Origin of the sequence: Pseudescherichia sp. AS216 (assembly GCF_037152055.1) — a bacterium.
Classification (GTDB): domain Bacteria; phylum Pseudomonadota; class Gammaproteobacteria; order Enterobacterales; family Enterobacteriaceae; genus Pseudescherichia.
In genome coordinates, this window is sequence record NZ_JBBCMV010000002.1 from 163,064 (window position 1) to 180,616 (window position 17,553).

Consider the following 17,553-nt stretch of genomic DNA (forward strand, 5'->3'; position numbering starts at 1 on the left):
ATAACGGTTAACGCCGGGTGGCGCTGCGCTTACCCGGCCTACATTTCTCGGGCAGTGGCGGCACCGGGCGCTTATCGTCAATCAGATGGCGTACGGTGAGGATCGGATGGCGCCACAGCATACGCGGCCCGGCCCAGCGCATAATCTGCTTCATCTCTTCCCGCTTTGCCGGCTGGTAACAGTGCACCGGGCACTGCTTACAGGCCGGCTTTTCTTCACCAAATACGCACTTATCCAGACGTTTTTCCGCATAGGCAAAGAGCGCATCGTAATGCCCCTCTTCCGTGAAGGCAGCAGGCGCGCCGCGCTGATAGAGGGCAATCATCCTGCGGATAGTGAGTTTTTCACGGGTAATGCGAGGGCCAGCCATAGAAGATGCTCCAGGGTGGAAAAGAGGTATCCATATTACATCTTCTTCATTAGCCGCTCAAAGAGTTCAGATTGTTCTGCCCTGCAGAGTTAAAAACGTCGACTATACTCAAACTTCATCACAACAAAGGAGGATGTATGGTTAATAAAAGTGAAATTCGTGAACACGCTCAGGTTATTGCTAGCTGTGGTACCCACGTTGGCACCGTTGACCACCTCGAAGGCGAAGACAAGATCAAACTGGCAAAAAGTGATTCGGCTTCCGGCGGTGTGCACCACTATATCCCTCTAAGCTGGGTAGAAAAAGTTGACGGTAATAACGTGGTTCTCAACAAAAACTCGGAAGAGGTAAAATCTTCCTGGCAGACCGCGTAACCGCAGTTTTTGCGCCGTTCGGGTCTCTGACCTGAGCGGCACGCTCTATTTTCCCGCCCTTCTCTTATTCCTAAAAAATAAGCCAGCCTGTCAAACGCCTGTTTTTAAAAGATAAACAGACACACTTTTTTTGTGACGAAACTTTACAAATAAGAGATAATTTGTGAAAAGTATTAGTCAGCCCGCGCATTACGCGGCATAGTGAAAAGCTAAAGCGCTGGGGTGAGGATAGAGAATGTTTTCTTTTGTCGCCAGACAGGCGATTTTTGATGAAAATTTGCAGACGTTTGGCTATGAACTCCTGTTTCGGGACAGTATGGCTAACCGTTTCCCCAACGTTTCACCTGAACATGCCACCGCCCAGCTCATTGAAGAGCAGTTCTTTGGCGCGCCTGGCAGCAGCCAGAAAGAGTCGGGTACGGTGTTTGTTAACTTTCCCTATGAACTGCTGCTCCAGGGGCTGGCGGAAACGCTGCCTAAAGATCGGGTGGTCATTGAGATCCTTGAAACTGCCGAGCCGACCGGGGCCCTGCTTGCCACCATCAAACGCCTGCATCAGCAAGGGTTTCGCATTGCGCTGGATGATTTTTCCCTTAGCGGCGACTGGGATACCTTTATTCCCTACATCAGCATTATCAAATTTGATATTCGAGAAAATAGCTGGCCGGAAATTCAGGACTACCTGCTATGTCGCGAGGAGCTACTGAAAAACACCCTGCTGCTGGCGGAAAAGATCGAAACCTTCGACGAATACGAGCTATTTAAAAACGCCGGCTTTACCCTTTTTCAGGGCTATTTCTTTAGCAAGCCAGTGGTCTACAAAAGTAATAAACTGGTGCAGAACCATATCGTCTCTCTGAACCTGATTCAGGAGGTGAACTCCGATGCCCCCAACCTGCAGCGCATTGAAGACCTGCTCAAGCACGACGTCGCCCTCTCCTATAAGGTGATGCGCTATGCGCAGAACATTCTCTATAACACCCGGGGCATTAAGGGGACGCGCAGCCACTCGCTGAAAGATATCGTGGTTTATCTGGGGGCGAAAGAGCTGCGGCGTTTTGTGCTGGTCACCTGCCTCAGCTCGATGAATAACGTTAAAACCAATGAAACCTACTATCAAAGCCTGATCCGCGCCAAGTTCTGCGAGCTGGCGGCAACTCGCCTGCGAGGCAGGGTCTCGGCCAACGACGCGTTCATGGTGGGACTCTTCTCCCTGCTGGACGCCGTATTCGAGATCCCACTGGAGGAGCTGATCGGCCAGGTAGTGATCTCTCAGGATGTCCGCATGGCTCTGCAACAGCATCGGGGCCTGCTGCATCAGTTTGTTAGCCTGGCCGAGCTGTACGAGCAGCGGAAGTGGGAGGAGGCCAGCCAGCAGGCTTACCGGCTGGGACTGACGCGCGGGATGATGGCTGAGATGATGACCTCAGCCACCCAGTGGGCCGACGAGATGCCGGTTAACGCCCCGCTGAAGGCCAGCCCGCCGAAAAGCGCCCGCGTGCGCTAAACCACGGCGCGCTCGGCGTTAACCACCGCCACGCACTGCCCGGCCCGCACCGACGATCCCGGCTGTACCCGGACCTGATCCACGATACCATCGCAGGTGGCGCGCAACGGGATCTCCATCTTCATCGACTCCAGAATCACCATTACGTCCCCCTCCTTCACCCTGTCGCCGGGCTTGACCAGCACCTGCCAGAGATTACCGGCTATGGGGCTGTCGATGCCACGCTGGCCCGCCTGGAGCGGCGCATCGTCACCCACCTCCGGCATGGCGTCTTGACTGTCAAAGTGCGCCTGGCCAGAGGCTACCCAGCGCTCTCTTTCAGCATTAAACGCCGCCTGCTGATGGTGGCGGAAGGCGTCGATGCTGGTCGCCTCCTCGGCCAGAAACTGCTGGTACTCCGCCAGCCGCAGCGTGCTCTGCTCAATGCGCAGCGGATAGCGCCCGAGCGGGAAGTCGCGACGGATGGTCAGCAGCTCCTCGGCGGAGACCGGGTAGAAACGGATCTGATCAAAGAAGCGCAGTAGCCACGGCTTGCCGCCAAAATCCTCGACCGCATGATAGCGACTCCACATCTGCAGCGTACGTCCGACGAACTGATACCCGCCCGGCCCCTCCATGCCATAGACGCAGAGATACGCCCCGCCGATCCCGACCGAGTTCTCTGCCGTCCAGGTGCGCGCCGGATTGTATTTGGTGGTCACCAGCCGGTGACGCGGATCGAGCGGGGTTGCCACCGGCGCACCGAGATAGACATCCCCCAGCCCCATGACCAGGTAGCTGGCGTCAAACACCGTGCGATAAACCTCGTCAATATTGTCGAGATCGTTGATGCGGCGGATAAACTCCAGGTTGCTTGGACACCATGGCGCATCCCGGCGCACGGTGGTCATGTACTTGTCGATGGCTTTCTGGCACGCCGGATCGTCCCACGACAGCGGCAGCCAGACCACACGCGACGGCACCTGCAGATCCTCCTGCTGGCATACCGAGTGCCACACTTCGCGCACGATCCCCAGCAGGTGCGGCAGCGTCAGCGCCTCCGGCTGATAGTGTACCTGTAGCGAGCGGATGCCCGGCGTCAGGTCAATCACCCCGTCGAGGGCCAGCGCCTCCAGGGCCTGCATCAGAGCGTGGCCGCGAAAGCGCAGAACCAGATCCAGCTCGGCATCGCCAATCTCCAGCAGCAGATGGGTATCGCCAGAGAGGCGCGCTACCAGCCGCTTGTCCGCCGCGCCGGTCTCCATCACCACCGGCGAGGTGAGCGGCTGCATCTGCCAGTTGATCGCCACCGGTTGCAGGCTCGCCAGCTCCTGGCTACGCCCCTGCGCCAGCAGGCGGGCGGTGTCGATGTCCACCGGCACGAAGCGCACCCGATCCCCAGCGTTGAGCTGGCCGAGCTGCCAGAGATCCGCCTCGATGACCGTCACCGGGCAGACAAAACCGCCGAGGCTCGGGCCGTCCGGGCCGAGGATCACCGGCATATCGCCGGTAAAGTCTACCGCGCCGATGGCGTAGGGGTTGTCATGAATGTTAGAGGGATGCAGCCCCGCCTCGCCGCCGCTGTCGCGCGCCCACTCCGGTTTTGGGCCAATCAACCGCACGCCGGTGCGGCTGGAGTTGAAGTGTACCTCCCACTCGGTGGCAAAAAAGGTCGGGATCCACTCGGGTGTAAAGTACTCCGGCGCACCGTGTGGGCCGTAGATCACCCGCAGCTCGCGTACCGTCCCGAGGGACGTATGCAGCGCCGCAGGCAGGGCCGCGCCGCAGCGGGCATCGGTTAACGATGCAAGGTGCAGCACGTCTCCGGTACGCAGGGCGCGCCCGGCATGGCCGCCAAACTGCCCGAGGGTAAAGGTGCTCTTGCTGCCCAGATAGTCCGGCACGTCGAGACCGCCGCGCAGGCAGAGGTAGCTGCGCACGCCCGCCGCCAGGGTATCTCCCAGGGTTAGCGTGGTGCCAGCAGGAATGAAGAAGGTCTGGTTCATTACCTGCGGCTGGCCATCCAGTTCGACACTTATTGCTGCGCCGGTAACGACCGCCACCGCATCGGTATTAAACTTCAGGGTCGGGCCGCTCACGGTGATCTCCAGACCCGCCGCGTCGTCGGCGTTGCCCAGCAGACGGTTGCCAAGGCGCAGGGCACGATCGTCCATTGGCCCGGAGGGGGGTACGCCAACCGCCCAGTAGCCCTGCCGTCCCGGATAGTCCTGTACCGTGGTCTGCGTCCCGGCGCTCACCACCTCCAGCGTCGCCGCCTGGTAGCTCAGGCTCTCAAGGCAGCGGGTCCACGGTTCGCCGCTGGCAAAGGGCGCGTCGCGCAAAATCTGCCGCAGGTACTGACGGTTAGTCTCTACGCCGTAGAGGCGCGTCGCGTCCAGAGCGCTGTCCAGCTGGTCGATCGCCTCGTCGCGGGAGTCAGCGTAGGTAATGATCTTGGCCAGCAGAGGATCGAAGAACGGCGGCACCTCGCAGCCAGACTCTACCCAGGTGTCAATTCGCAGCGTGGTGCGATCCTGCTGCGGAAAACTCACGTTAGTCAGCAGGCCTGGCGAGGGCTGGAACTCACGGCCTGGATCCTCGGCATAGACCCGGGCCTGGATCGCATGTCCGTGCGGGCTTAACCCGGCGGCGATCTCGGCCAGCGGGGGCAGATCGCCCGCCGCCAGGGCGATCATCATCTGGACCAGATCTACGCCCCACACCTGCTCGGTGACGCCGTGCTCTACCTGTAACCGGGTGTTGACCTCAAGGAAGTAGAACTGCTGGGCACTGCTGTCGTAAACGAACTCCACCGTGCCGGCGCTGCGGTAGCTTACCGCCTTGCCCAGCTCAATAGCGGCCTGGCAGAGCGCCTCAGCCATTCCCTCAGGCAGCGCGGTGGCGGGAGTCTCCTCCAGCACCTTCTGGTTACGCCGCTGCACCGAGCAGTCGCGCACGCCGAGGGCAATCACCTCTCCCGCGCCGTCGCCAAAGATCTGCACCTCCAGATGGCGGGCACGCTCGATATACTTCTCAATAAAGACGCCCGCATCGCTGAAGTTATTTTTCCCCAGCCGCTGCACCGCATCGAAAGCCTCTGCCAGCTCTGCCGGGCTGTAGCAGACCCGCATCCCGATCCCGCCGCCTCCCGCCGTGCTCTTGAGCATTACCGGGTAGCCGACGCTCTCTGCGGCATCCAGCGCTTCCGCGACGTCAGCCAGCAGCTCGGTGCCCTCCAGCAGCGGCACGCCGTGGCTTTTCGCCAGCGCACGGGCGGTGTGTTTCAGGCCGAAGATGCGCAGCTGCTCCGGGGTGGGGCCAACGAAGGCAATCCCGGCGGCCTCGCACGCGTCGGCAAAGGCGGCGTTTTCCGACAGGAAGCCGTAGCCGGGGTGAATAGCCTGCGCCCCGCTCTCCCGGGCGGCAGCGAGGATCTTATCCACCTGCAGGTAGGTTTGCGCCGCCGGGCCTTCACCGAGGCTAATCGCCTCGTCGGCTTCGCGAATATGCAGGCTGCTGGCATCGGACTCCGACCAGACCGCCACCCCTTTCACGTTCATCTCCCGCAGGGTGCGCAGGATACGGCAGGCGATAGCGCCCCGGTTAGCGATAAGTAATTTTGTAAACATGATCCAGACCCGAACCGTGGCGGGTCGTCCCGCCGGGAATAATCTCGCCGCCTGGTCGTCCAGGGGGAAAAGGCTGTTACTGCTGCGGCTTATTGTCCAGCGTCAGGCGATTAGCCCGCACTGCAAACAGGCGGTAGAGCATGAGGCGCAGGCGACTTAGTTCCATACCAACACCTCCGCAGGGGTCGGATTCCAGCCGTTGCACGGGTTGTTAAGCTGCGGACAGTTGGAGATCAGCACGATGACGTTGCACTCGGCGCGCAGTTCAACGTACTTGCCCGCGGCGGAGATGCCGTCCTCAAAGGTCAGACCGCCCTCCGGCGTTACCGGCACGTTCATAAAGAAGTTAATGTTGGCCCCGATATCGCGCTTATGCAGACGGCCATCGTGCAGGCAGGCGCAGAGAAAGTTATCCCGGCAGCTGTGCATGTAGCGTTTGTCGAGGGCGTAGCGCACGGTGTTGCTCTCCTGGGCGCAGGCTCCGCCGAGGGTGTCGTGACGGCCGCAGGTATCGGCCACGATGGTCAGCAGCGGATTGCCCAGCCCCGACCACAGCACGCTTCCGGTGGTCAGGTAGGCGTTGTTCTGGCGGCGCAGGGTGCGCTGGGGATCGTAGCGCTCGCGCGGGTTATCGGCGTTATAGAACAGCGTATCGATGGCCTGGTTGCCTTCGAGATCGTGCAGACGCAGGGTCTGCCCCTTTTTCACTTCAAACAGGTAGTGCTCACCCGCCGGAATGGTATGGCGGAACACCGCTTCTGCCGGATGTTTTTGGCTTTCAACAAGAGACATTTTTCGGCTCCTTACAGGGCAAACAGCTGGGTGTTAGTCAACGCGCGACCGTTTTCAGGCCGGGTCAGCAGGGCGCTAACGGCGGCTTCGTTGTTACTCGCCTCGAACCAGCTCAGCTGTACCGGGCGCGGGGCGTATTCAGGCTGCGGATCCATCGGGTGGGGCAGCGCGGTCAGGACGATCAGCGTCTCCATCGGCGCATACAGCTCGACATAGCTTCCCGGCGCTGAGAAGCCACGGTGAAAGGTAAAGGCCCCCTGCTCGTCAACGCTGACCTTGCTGAAGAAGTTCACCACCATCAGCAGATCCTCGAGGTTGAGGTCCCATTTGCCCATCTCCACCAGCAGGTTATCCATGCCGTTGCGGTAGAAGCCGTTGCGCAGCTCCTGATAGCGACCCTGACCATACTTCTCGGCGGTCTCCTCGGCGTTCAGCACCCCGCCAAAGGGATCGTGCCAGCCGCAGGTATCCGCCACGATGCCCGCCAGTACGCGCCCCATGTCGGAGTAGAAGCAGTGCCCGGCGGTGAGCCTGGCGGTGTGCTGGCCCTTGAGGGTATCCGGCAGGTTCAGACGCTCGCTCTTCTCGTGAGCGTTGAGCATCATCATGCTGACGTTCGCCCCGCCCTCAATGTCGGTCAGGCGCAGGATCTGCCCGCGCTTGAGAATAAACGAGGCGTGACCGCCGCCGGGGACGGTCTCCTCACGAATGGCAGTGGCGGTATGCAGAGAGTGCGTCATCGAATTAGCTCCTTAAAGAAATAACGTTCGCGGGCGGGGGCGACATCACCTCCGCCATGCGCGCCTCGTTCAGCGGGATGTCATAGGTAATACGCGCCCCGTAAGCGTTCGGCTCGTGGGGGTCGATGCGCACCTTGTCGAACACCAGCAGGCGCGTGCCGAGGTTGAACCCCTCGGAGAGATCGTGAGTGACCATAAAAACGGTCATCCGCGTTTCGCTCCACAGCTGGAGCAGCAGAGCATGCATGTCCTTGCGGATGCCCGGATCGAGCGCGCCGAACGGTTCATCCAGCAACAGCACCCGCGGCTGCATGATGAACGCCTGGGCGATGGCTAACCGCTGCTGCATCCCGCCCGAGAGCTGGGCCGGATATTTGGTCAGGGCGTGGCCGAGGCCGACCTTCTCCAGCATCTGCGCCGCCTGCTCGCGAGCCGCTTTTTTACGACCGCCGAACAGGCGACCCAGCAGCGGACTGTTGGGCAGTTCAAGGCCAATAGCGACGTTATCCAGCACGTTAAGGTGTGGAAACACCGAGTAACGCTGAAACACCACGCCACGGCTGCGATCCGGCTCTGCCGCCAGCGGCTGGCCGTCGAGGGTAATGCTTCCCCGGGTGGGTCGCTCCTGGCCCAGCAGCAGGCGCAGGAAGGTCGATTTGCCGCAGCCCGATGCCCCGACCATGGAGCAAAACTCCCCCTGCTGGATTTGCAGGTTGACCCGCTCCAGCACCACGTGGTTGCCGTACTCTTGCCAGATGTTGTTGATATCGATAAAGCTCATGCCTTCCCTCCTTCCGCCCAGGGAAAACAGGTTCTGTGCAGCGCCCGCAGCGCCAGATCCATCAGCCAGGCCAGCAGGGTGATCCAGACGACGTACGGAATAATGACGTCCATCGCCATATAGCGGCGGACCAGGAAGATGCGGTAGCCCAGCCCGGCGGTGGAGGAGATCGCCTCGGCGGAGATCAAGAACAGCCAGGCGGATCCGAGCAGCAGCCGCAGAGAGGTCAGCAGGCGCGAGAGCAGCTGTGGCAGCACGACGCGCAGTACCAGCGTCCAGCTGCTGGCCCCCAGCGTCTGGGCCTTGATCAAGATCTCCTGAGGGATCTCTCGCGCTCGATGTTCGAGATCCCGGGCCAGCATCGGCGTGATGCCGATAACGATCAGCATGATCTTGGACAGCTCGTCGAGGCCGAAGACGATAAACAGCACCGGCAGGATCGCCAGGGGTGGGATCATCGACAGCACGGTCATCAGCGGCGAAAGCGAGGCCCGCCACATCGGAAAGACCCCGGCGGTGATGCCGATGCACAGCCCAATCAGCGAGGCGATAACCAGACCGGTAAGCAGGCGCGCCAGGCTCACCAGGGTATCCAGCCAGAAGAGGTAGTCGCCGCTGCGCCTGTCTGGGGTAAAGGCCATCCGGTCAATGGCGGCCAGCATGCCGTCGAGGCCCGGCAGCAGCTTGTCATGCGGGTTGGCCTCAAGGCGCACCGCGGAGCCAAGAAAGTAGGCCGCCAGCAACAGGACGAACGGCAGCAGCACCAGCATAAGGCGCATACCAGGCTGTGGGTGGCGGTTAATTTGTCGCATGCACAGGCTCCGTTAGTCTTAAAGTTTGCCGTCGGCAGCCAGCTTCACGAAGCTGTCGTCAAAGCGCAGCTTGACGTTGCCCGCATCGCCCTGAGTGACGTTGCCCGGGAAGGCCATGCCGATAAAGTTAGCGCTCTGCGCCCCCTCCCCCAGTAGCCCCTTATCAAAGGAGAACTGCGCCACGCGCTGCATGGTTTTCGCCAGATCGCCCGAGGTGGCGAAAGCGAGGTTATCCGCCGGGGTATAGAAGAGATGGGTGGTTTTCAGCTGCGCCTGGTAACCCGCCAGATCGGTGCCGGAAGCTGCCGCCATTGCGTTCAGCACCTTCGCATCCTGGGCTTTCATCAGGCCCATCATCTCGTACCATGCGCCGGTCAACGCTTTGCCCAGCGCCGGGTTATCCTTCAACGTTTCGGTATTGACTACCATCATGTCGATCAGCTCCCCCGGCACGGCGGTAGAGCTGAAGACTTCAGTGGTTTTCGGCGTCGCCTTGATGGCAGAGAGCTGCGGGTTCCAGGCCACCGCCGCCTGGACGTCATCGGTGGCGAAGGCAGAGACGATATCGGCGTCGGAGGTGTTCACCACCGTCACGTCACGCTCCTGCAATCCGGCCTTCTCCAGGCCGCGCACCAGCAGATAGTGGGAGACGGAGAGTTCCGGCAGGTAGATTTTCATCCCTTTCAGGTCGGCAAGCTTTTTGCCTTCGCCTTTCAGCACCACCCCGTCGTTGCCTTCCGAGTAGCTGCCAAGGATTAGCGCCGTGGTATCGACGCCGCCCGCCGCCGGAATGGTCAGCGCATCCATGTTGGTCATGGTGCAGCCGTCAAACTGGCCGGCGGTGTACTGATTGATGGATTCGATATAGTCATTGAGCTGGACGACGTTGATTTTGATGCCGTACTTACTCGCCCATTTGTCGATGATCTTCTCGCTGCTGATGGTGCCCCACGGCATCCAGCCCGCGTAGATGGTCCAACAGACGTTGAACTCTTTTTTAGCCGCCGCGAATGAGGGAACGCTGGTAAGCAGGGCCAGCGACAGAGCAAGCGTGCGGAGAAAGGAACGTTTTTTCATTATCTGACCTCGGGTTGGGACAAAAAGGGAGCAGCGCGACACCCTCTGGTGTTGCCGTCTCCCGGGATTTTGCCCCGCCGTGTAACCTCAGAGAGGTCGCCAGCTCTCGGACCAGCATTCATCAATGATGAACCGGAACCCTAGCCAGCCATTTTGTACAGATATGTTGTGTTGCGCTGCCTGCTGTAGTGAACAGTGCAAAAGCTATGCCAGGCGCTAATGCCCGCAAACGGTGCCTGCTGCGAACGCAGCAGGCGAAAAGTGCGCCCCAAAATTGGGCAGTGCTATGTGATGGTGCAATGCGGCCGGGGTCTACTCATCCGCGCGGCTTTTGCTGCCGGAGTAGATAAACCAGAGGGCGATCCCAAGGCACACGACCGCGCCCAGTCGGGTGGCGGAGAAAGGGATCGCCTCGTTATGCAGCCAGCCAAAATTGTCGATTAGCATGCTCATCGCCAGCTGGCCGAAGATCACCGCGACGGTGGCCACCGCCGTGCCGATACGCTGCACCGCCAGCACCATAATCACGATATAGGGCACGCCCAGTAGCGCGCCGAGCAGCTGCCACTTCGGCACCTCCAGCAGGGTGACCGCATGCTTTGTCTCAAAGAAGAAGATCAGCAGGGCGGTAATCAGTGCCCCCACCGAGAAGGTCAGAAACGCGCTGCGAAACACACCCACCTTGCTGCCCAGCTGACCGTTGATCGCGGCCTGCACGCTTAACAGCGCCCCGCCCACCACCGAGAGAATAATCATCAGTAGAATCATTGTTCGTTATCCTTTTGCCACCAGCGCCAGCGCGGCGATGATGAAAACCAGTGCCCACAGGCGCTTTGCATCAATCTGTCTGCGTCCGGTGCCAAACAGTCCAAAGTGATCGATCACCAGGCTTTTAAACACCTGTCCGGCCAGAATGCCAATCATGCACATCGCTACCCCAACAATCGGCGCGGCCAGGGTCAGGATCACCACGTAAGCCGGGCCAAGCACGCCGCCGAGCAGCTGCCAGCCGGGCTGGCTGAAAAAGGAGGGGCTGTTGCGCGGACTGAAAAAGAGCATCAGCAGAAAGGTGAGCGCGGCTCCGACGCCAAAGATGCTGAAGGTGGCCCACAGATGGCCTACCTCGCCCCCCAGCGGGCCGAGAATGCCAGCCTCGACCGACAGCCCCATGCCGCCCGCGATCACCAGTAAAATCAGTAACAATTGCATGACTACGTATCCCTTAAGAACAGAAGCGCAGCAGCCTAAAGCAACCTTCACTATTAAAAAACGCTATAATGCGCGAAACACTTTTGCAGGTTTTGCACTAATGAAAGATACAGGCTCGATCACTCTGCGCGCCCTGCGCTTTTTTGTTGCCGTCTATGATAAGCAGAGTTTTTCAGCGGTGGCCCGCCGGGAGGGCGTCTCCGCCTCAATGATCTCTCGCACCGTGATCCAGCTGGAGAACGCGCTGGGGCAGCAGCTTTTCTACCGCAATACCCGGGCGGTGATCCCCACCGAAGCGGGTCATCTGTTTATGGTGCATGCCCGCGCCATACTGGAAAACATGCATAGCGCGCAGACGGAGCTGCAAAACCGCGCCGCCGTGCCTGCCGGGCTGGTGCGTATCAATGCCCCGGTGTTTTTTGGTCAGCACCATATCGCTCCCTGGCTGAGCGGCCTGGTGGCGCGCTATCCGCAGCTACAGATTGAGCTGAACCAGACCGACGACTATATCGATCCCCATCGCGACGCCGCCGATCTGATCTTTCGTATTGGCACCCTTACCGACTCCTCTTTCCACGCGCGCATCTTAGGAACTCAGCGCTATTACCTGGCCGCATCGCCGGACTACCTGGCAAAACAGGGTGTGCCGCAGACGCCAGCGGAACTGAATCAGCATCGCTGTCTGGTCTACAGCGGCGCTTCCGGCCCTAACCGCTGGCTTTTTAGCGCCGGGGGCAGCGAGTGGATGCACTACCCGGTGGCGGCCCACCTCAGCTCAAATAATGCCGAAACGCTGCTTACCGCCGCGCTGGGCGGCATGGGAATTGTGTTATTTCCGGACTGGATGATAGGCAACTGCCTGCGTCAGGGAACATTAGTTGAGCTATTAGCTAACTATCACCCCACAATTAATGCCGGGCCACAGCATATTGCCGTGATTTATCCCAATACCCGGCATCCGCCTTTAACAGTACGTGCGGTTATTGATTATTTTGTCGACGTTTATGGCACCCCCCTTTATTGGCAGGTAATCTGAACTCATGAGAAAGTTGTAGAATTAAAAAAATCTTCTACACTTATTTTCAAGGCTTCGATTTTAATCATGTTTTGATGAGGTCTTTAATATTCAACTGACAATCAGGAGAGTCTAATGAAAAAAGCGATCGTTTTACCTGTTGCAATTTTACTTGGCGCAGCGGCCCTATCTGGTTGTACCCGTACCAGCTATGCGATTCATACCAATGATGGCCGAACCATCATCACCGATGGCAAACCAGAGCAGACCGATGCAGGCCTGTTAGGCTATAAAGATGCCAACGGCGTTAAGCAGCAGATAAACCAGTCCGAAGTTCAGAAGGTCTCTGAAGTGCCTCATTAATAGAAGGGCCCCCTACGGGGGCTTTTTTATGGCCCCCTCAACCCTCTCTCAATTAACGCCCCTTGCGCTTCTCGGAATACATCACCGTATCGGCAGCCTTTAGCATATCCACGAGATCGTCATATTTTTCTATGCTATTTTCCAGCATCCCATATGAGTAATTTAACGGATATTTTTTACCTACATTACTATACCAGTCATCTATTTTAGTTTGCAGATTGAATAAAAACGCGTCGGCATCATTCTGTCCATTATGCGCCAGCAGCACGGCAAAGCCGCTGCTGTCTACACGCCCGCAGACGTCGCCATTTTTCATGCAGCTATTAAGGCATCTGGCAAAAGCACGCAGGGCGTTATCTCCCTCGGCATGGCCCCAAATATCATTAAGAGACTGCAGGCCTTCGACCACGAAATAGAGCAGCGTAAAGGGCGTGGCATTCTGAGTTAGCTCGATAAAACGTTTATCGCCAATCTGGAAAAAGCCACGGCGGTTAGGCAGCTCGGTCAGCTTATCGGTCATCGCCATGCCGATAATCACCAGCTCATCTTCCACAATCGCACCTAAATCGAGCAGGAGGTTGATATCGTCGGAGCTGAACTCCCGTGGCTTATTATCCAGCAGGCAGATGGTCCCCGCGATCGATCCATCGGGCAGGCGCACCGGGCAGCCCGCATAGAAACGCACAAAGGGTTCATCATGGACTAGCGGGTTATTTTCGAAGCGATCGTCTTTCAGCGCATCTTTAACGATCATAATGCCCTGCAGCAGGATCGCGTGGGCGCAGAAAGAGACGTTACGCGAGGATTGTCGCATGTTGAAACCCTCGCAGGAGATCATCCACTGCCGATCTCGGTCCAGCAGGGTGATAAGCGCAATGGGCACGTTAAAGGTCGCTTTGGCCAGCCTGGTGAGGCGTTGCAGCCGCTCATCGTCTTTTTTATCAAGCAGATCCATCATATAGAGCGATTTTAAGCGCTCTTTTTCATTAACAGGTACACCGGGAAATTTCATAGACGCCCTCTCTGGTTTTAAACAATATAACCGAGAAGTGCAGTTTTGGTAGGATAAGTACCCTGCCCAGGTCGCTCTCCCGCGTTCTGGGCAAGGTGCTAAACGGCGTCAGGCAACGCTGGCGATAAGGCCTTTGTCTACCTCTGCACGGCTGATGGCACCGGTATCGTAGTGAAACACGGTCAGCACGCGGCCGTTACTCAGATCCTGTACCAGCGCCGGGGCGATGCGGAAGCTAGCCGCCAGTTCGTCACGTCCCAGTCCCGGACGGCGCTTGCGGCGCTCGACGCGGAAACGGATCTGGTTATATTTGGCCCAGCCAATCAGCACTGCCGCGTTGATCAGCGCAACCATCAGGTAGAACGTCACCGTGTTCACGGTGGAGAACAGCGGGCCAAAACCAATAAACGGTGCGTTGGCCAGCATGTTAATCAGCCCTGCATAGACCAGGTAGGAGAACCCGGTCCAGGCAATCAGCGTCAGGGCCACGTCAAAAATACGCGGCATAATACGCAGTTCAGTAAAAATCAGCGGTTGTTTCATGGATCATTTCTTCCTATACCACGGTCAGGACTTACCCAGCGCGCTCTGCTGCGCTTGCGCATCAGCATCACTTTGGGGAAGGCGACCAACGTTGTGAACAAACTCAACATCCAATAAACCACCGGGAACCAAATGATCCAGAAGAGCGACGCGCCGATACCTTGCTCATAGCGTCGTTCAATAATCAAACTCACCAAAAACTGCAGGAGACAAACCACGCCGAGCATCAGCCCGGTAAAAGCCGGTGGGAACAGATGTTGTACATGGAGCGAATCAGGCATGGGGATAACCAGCCCAACAAGGAACAGCAGGATCGTGACCGCATAGGCAAAGGCCCAGGCGGTAGAGAGGCAAAACTCGAGGAATAACGGCCACATACGGCGATACTCCCATGCCCAAAGGCGACGCATATTAACAATAAAGACTTCTGCCCCACCCTGGGCCCAGCGCAGGCGCTGTTTCCATAACCCTTTCATCGTCTCTGGCATCAGGATCCAGCAGAGCGCGCGCGGCTCGTAGAACACTGTCCAGTGACGCAGCTGCAGCTTCCAGCTGATATCAATGTCTTCCGTGATCATGTCCGGGCTCCAGTAGCCCACTTCCGACAGCGCGCGGCGGCGGAAGGCAGCAATAACGCCGGAGACGGTAAACACCTGGCCATAGACACGCTGGGTGCGCTTGATCAGGCCGATGATGGAGGAGAACTCGCCAACCTGCACGCGCCCCACCAGCGTGGAGCGGGTGCGGATCCGCGGGTTGCCTGTTACCGCCCCAACGCGAGGGTACTGCAGCAGCGGTGCCACCAGGTAGGCCGCCGCATCGCGATCCAGCAGGGCATCGCCATCGATGCAGACCAGGAAGTCACTTCGTGCCGAGGCCGCGCCGGTCTGCAACGCCACCGCTTTGCCCTGGTTCTCTGCCAGATGGATCACCCGCAGACGCGGATACTCAATGGCCAGCTGGTCCAGCACCTCGCCGGTGTTGTCCTTTGAGCCATCGTTGATGGCGATCACCTCGATATTTTCATAGCGCTGGGCCAGCGCCGCCTCGATGGTCTCCCGCGCGTTCAGCCCCTCGTTATAGCAAGGTATCAAGATGGAGATGAGCGGGTTCCCCTCCAGCTCCGGCGGCGGCGTGTTTGGCCCCCAGGGCCAGTGACGCTCCCGATGGAACCAGAAGTAGAGCCCGCCGCTGATCCATAATGCGGACATAAACAGCGGCCAGAAGAAGACGAAGTTCAGGATCATGTCGCCGGTGAAAATCGCCGCGACCCCCAGCGGGAAGCTGAACATCAGGCACAGTATGAGAAACGCTACAATGCGATCGGTCATTTTTGCGGATACCAGTATGATGAGAAGGCAGAGCGGATCTCAGACATCTCGGGTTGATCGTTAAGGAAATCGTCAGGGTAGTAGCCATAGCTGTCTGCACCGCTCAGCTTGAGCTGGCGCATCCACTCGGTCATCTGTTTCCCACTGATATCTTTCTCTTTCGCATCAGCACGCCAGTCCTGCGCCTGCAGTTCAAAGACGGTTTTATCTAGCGCACCGGGGCGCTGGCCCACGATTTTCACCATTTTGTCCAGCCACGCTTTGTCCTCACCCTCCGGTACGCCCTCCATCCACGGCATGGCCATCGGCGCGGTCCAGTCGTAGGTGGCCAGGAAGTCGTCGAGGTTCTGGGCAAACCAGGCTTCGCTCTCTGGCTCCATGATCGGCGGCGCATAGATATTGCGGGCGGTTTGCACCTGCGGCCCACGAATGGCGCGTACCGACGCGGTGAGATCGCGGGTAAAGTCGATCAGCGTCTTACTCTTGAAGCGCGTCCAGCGTTTAAAGGTCTCCGGGTTGCTGCGGATCGCCTCGATGCTGCCGGGGAAGCCTGCCGCTTTGTAAGCACGCAGCGCATCCGGCGAGGCGTCCTCGAAATCGCTCAGGAAGGCGTCATCGTGGAACAGTACGCCGTTGAAGGCGGCCCCTTTCGCCAGATCTTCGTAGATCTCGGTGATACGCCTGCGCGCCTCCGGGTTCCACGGCGAGAGACGCACGTACTGCTTGCGCTCTACCATGCTGCGCTTCGTATCCGGGTTCCAGGCCGTGACGCGCGGCAGCGGATCGTCCATCTGGAAAGCCAGTACCGGCATCCAGGCGTAGACGTTCACCCCGCCGCGGCTCTGTAACTGCCAGGCGATAAAGTTGAACAGATCGGCGCGCATCGGCAGCCAGCGGTTCGGGAAGTAGAGTTCGCGGATATTGCCGTCGCCCTCGGGATCGGCGTACGCCTGCAGGAAGACATGGGAGATCTTCATGTCGTACACCCGCTGGATCAGCATGTCGATGTTACGCCGCTGCTGAGCCGGATCCTTGTCATAGACGTAGTCCAGGTCGATATGCATTACGCGCATGTTCTGCTTCTCACGCACCTGGGCAACCTGGCTGGCAAAGGTTTTCAGCGACGGGTTGTTGGTGATCAGGATGCGCGGAATATCTTCCAGGTTTGCGGCGTTAGCCAGACCCTGATTAAGGGTAAAGGCCATCCGATAGCCATGCTGATGGATCAGCTTCAGCGACGTACCGTTTGCTGCCCCGTAAGGCCAGACCCACGCGCGTGGCGCTTTGCCGGTGACCTCGGTGATTTTTTTGGTCACCAGATCCAGGTCTTTGTTGATGCGCGCCTCATACTCCTCGTCGGTTTCATACTTGCCGGTGGCTTTGATGTAGCCACGGTTGGCAATGGCCGGCTCCTTGCTGCCCTGCGGGTTTGCCTGGATGCCGTAGTGGGACGCCCAGGTGTGTGCCCCTACTTCAACCAGCGGTGACTCGCCCATCTCCTTGACCATCTGCCAGGTCGCGAACTTGTCACGCGCCGTTTTTAAGCCGCCGAAGTCGATTGGCTGGTTGGCGGGTGTATCCACCCAGCTGCCAACCGGGGCCCAGACCGCAGGCCAGTTGTAGGCTTTGAGGATCGGCCAGACGCGGGTGTAGAAGCTGCTGTAGCCATCGTCAAAGGTCAGCATTACCGCCTTTTCCGGCAGCGTGATTTTACCGTCGTGAGCATCCAGCACCTGCTGCACGGAAACCGGTTTATAGCCATTGTCACGCAGCCAGGCGATCTGATCGTTTAATGCGCTGGTGCGCACCGAGAGGTAGCGCTGGTCCGCAGCGCCATCCTCAACGTCGTGATACCCCAGTACCAGAAAACTGTTTTTTGGCCAGGCGCTGTCCGCGTTCAGCGGCGGTCTGGCAGAAGGTGGAAGATAACCCGGCTTCTCAGCACTGCTACAGGCGGTGATGAGCATCCATCCGGCGATGAGTGTTGCGGCTCGCAGCCATTTCTTAAACATGACCTGT

Annotated in this window: 18 protein-coding genes and 1 riboswitch; of the genes, 5 read left to right on the forward strand and 13 right to left on the reverse strand. The window is 58.9% G+C overall.

Annotation, left to right across the window (positions count from 1 at the left end; translation table 11 throughout):
* Positions 1-7: 7 nt before the first annotated feature.
* Positions 8-370 carry a nitrous oxide-stimulated promoter family protein gene (locus WFN61_RS06340; RefSeq protein ID WP_257758370.1) on the reverse strand — a complete coding sequence of 121 codons (363 nt, stop codon included), beginning with the start codon at positions 368-370 and terminating at the stop codon, positions 8-10.
* A 137-nt stretch (positions 371-507) separates the two neighbouring features.
* Between WFN61_RS06340 and WFN61_RS06345 the strand changes: the two genes are divergently transcribed.
* Positions 508-744, forward strand: a complete 237-nt coding sequence (locus tag WFN61_RS06345; RefSeq protein ID WP_042387703.1) for a DUF2171 domain-containing protein — start codon at positions 508-510, stop codon at positions 742-744.
* A gap of 235 nt (positions 745-979) precedes the next feature.
* Positions 980-2,251: an EAL and HDOD domain-containing protein gene (locus WFN61_RS06350; protein ID WP_144817813.1), complete on the forward strand. Its 1,272-nt coding sequence runs from the start codon at positions 980-982 to the stop codon at positions 2,249-2,251.
* On the opposite strand, the gene uca is transcribed toward WFN61_RS06350, so the two are convergent.
* Positions 2,248-5,859, reverse strand: a complete 3,612-nt coding sequence (gene uca / locus WFN61_RS06355; RefSeq protein ID WP_337038319.1) for an urea carboxylase — start codon at positions 5,857-5,859, stop codon at positions 2,248-2,250. The genes WFN61_RS06350 and uca overlap by 4 nt on opposite strands.
* Between uca and WFN61_RS06360 the strand changes: the two genes are divergently transcribed.
* Complete coding sequence (locus WFN61_RS06360) at positions 5,858-6,019, forward strand: hypothetical protein (RefSeq protein WP_186370573.1); 162 nt, start codon at positions 5,858-5,860, stop codon at positions 6,017-6,019. The genes uca and WFN61_RS06360 overlap by 2 nt on opposite strands.
* Here WFN61_RS06360 and WFN61_RS06365 read toward each other — a convergent pair.
* From WFN61_RS06365 to WFN61_RS06395, 7 genes are all read right to left on the reverse strand, one after another.
* Positions 6,016-6,651 (reverse strand): urea amidolyase associated protein UAAP2, encoded by a 636-nt coding sequence (locus WFN61_RS06365; protein ID WP_103818238.1) that lies wholly within the window; start codon positions 6,649-6,651, stop codon positions 6,016-6,018. The two genes, WFN61_RS06360 and WFN61_RS06365, sit on opposite strands and share 4 nt — an antisense overlap.
* 11 nt (positions 6,652-6,662) lie before the next feature.
* The gene (locus WFN61_RS06370) at positions 6,663-7,391 is read right to left on the reverse strand and encodes an urea amidolyase associated protein UAAP1 (protein ID WP_337038321.1); all 729 of its coding nucleotides are present in this window, start codon (positions 7,389-7,391) and stop codon (positions 6,663-6,665) included.
* Between the two features lie 4 nt (positions 7,392-7,395).
* Complete coding sequence (locus WFN61_RS06375) at positions 7,396-8,172, reverse strand: ABC transporter ATP-binding protein (protein ID WP_144817809.1); 777 nt, start codon at positions 8,170-8,172, stop codon at positions 7,396-7,398.
* Complete coding sequence (locus WFN61_RS06380; RefSeq protein ID WP_042387713.1) at positions 8,169-8,984, reverse strand: ABC transporter permease; 816 nt, start codon at positions 8,982-8,984, stop codon at positions 8,169-8,171. Before WFN61_RS06380 ends, WFN61_RS06375 begins: the two co-directional genes overlap by 4 nt.
* A gap of 18 nt (positions 8,985-9,002) precedes the next feature.
* A complete protein-coding gene (locus tag WFN61_RS06385) occupies positions 9,003-10,061 on the reverse strand; it encodes a putative urea ABC transporter substrate-binding protein (RefSeq protein WP_337038324.1) in 1,059 nt (352 codons plus the stop codon).
* Between the two features lie 56 nt (positions 10,062-10,117).
* A riboswitch (guanidine-I (ykkC/yxkD leader) is annotated at positions 10,118-10,216 on the reverse strand.
* Positions 10,217-10,373: 157 nt separating this feature from the next.
* On the reverse strand, positions 10,374-10,829 hold the full coding sequence (locus WFN61_RS06390; protein ID WP_144817806.1) for a DMT family transporter: 456 nt from the start codon (positions 10,827-10,829) through the stop codon (positions 10,374-10,376).
* A 6-nt stretch (positions 10,830-10,835) separates the two neighbouring features.
* Positions 10,836-11,270 (reverse strand): DMT family transporter, encoded by a 435-nt coding sequence (locus WFN61_RS06395; protein ID WP_144817805.1) that lies wholly within the window; start codon positions 11,268-11,270, stop codon positions 10,836-10,838.
* A gap of 100 nt (positions 11,271-11,370) precedes the next feature.
* Between WFN61_RS06395 and WFN61_RS06400 the strand changes: the two genes are divergently transcribed.
* Positions 11,371-12,306, forward strand: a complete 936-nt coding sequence (locus WFN61_RS06400) for a LysR family transcriptional regulator (protein WP_257758376.1) — start codon at positions 11,371-11,373, stop codon at positions 12,304-12,306.
* Between the two features lie 114 nt (positions 12,307-12,420).
* Complete coding sequence (locus tag WFN61_RS06405; protein WP_042387723.1) at positions 12,421-12,648, forward strand: YgdI/YgdR family lipoprotein; 228 nt, start codon at positions 12,421-12,423, stop codon at positions 12,646-12,648.
* Positions 12,649-12,700: 52 nt separating this feature from the next.
* On the opposite strand, the gene WFN61_RS06410 is transcribed toward WFN61_RS06405, so the two are convergent.
* From WFN61_RS06410 to pgaB, 4 genes are all read right to left on the reverse strand, one after another.
* Positions 12,701-13,660 (reverse strand): sensor domain-containing diguanylate cyclase, encoded by a 960-nt coding sequence (locus WFN61_RS06410; RefSeq protein WP_257758377.1) that lies wholly within the window; start codon positions 13,658-13,660, stop codon positions 12,701-12,703.
* Between the two features lie 108 nt (positions 13,661-13,768).
* Complete coding sequence (pgaD, locus tag WFN61_RS06415) at positions 13,769-14,203, reverse strand: poly-beta-1,6-N-acetyl-D-glucosamine biosynthesis protein PgaD (protein WP_257758378.1); 435 nt, start codon at positions 14,201-14,203, stop codon at positions 13,769-13,771.
* A complete protein-coding gene (pgaC, locus tag WFN61_RS06420) occupies positions 14,200-15,534 on the reverse strand; it encodes a poly-beta-1,6-N-acetyl-D-glucosamine synthase (RefSeq protein ID WP_144817800.1) in 1,335 nt (444 codons plus the stop codon). Before pgaC ends, pgaD begins: the two co-directional genes overlap by 4 nt.
* Positions 15,531-17,546 carry a poly-beta-1,6-N-acetyl-D-glucosamine N-deacetylase PgaB gene (pgaB, locus tag WFN61_RS06425; protein ID WP_312282996.1) on the reverse strand — a complete coding sequence of 672 codons (2,016 nt, stop codon included), beginning with the start codon at positions 17,544-17,546 and terminating at the stop codon, positions 15,531-15,533. The genes pgaC and pgaB overlap by 4 nt, the downstream gene beginning before the upstream one ends.
* Positions 17,547-17,553 lie beyond the last annotated feature (7 nt).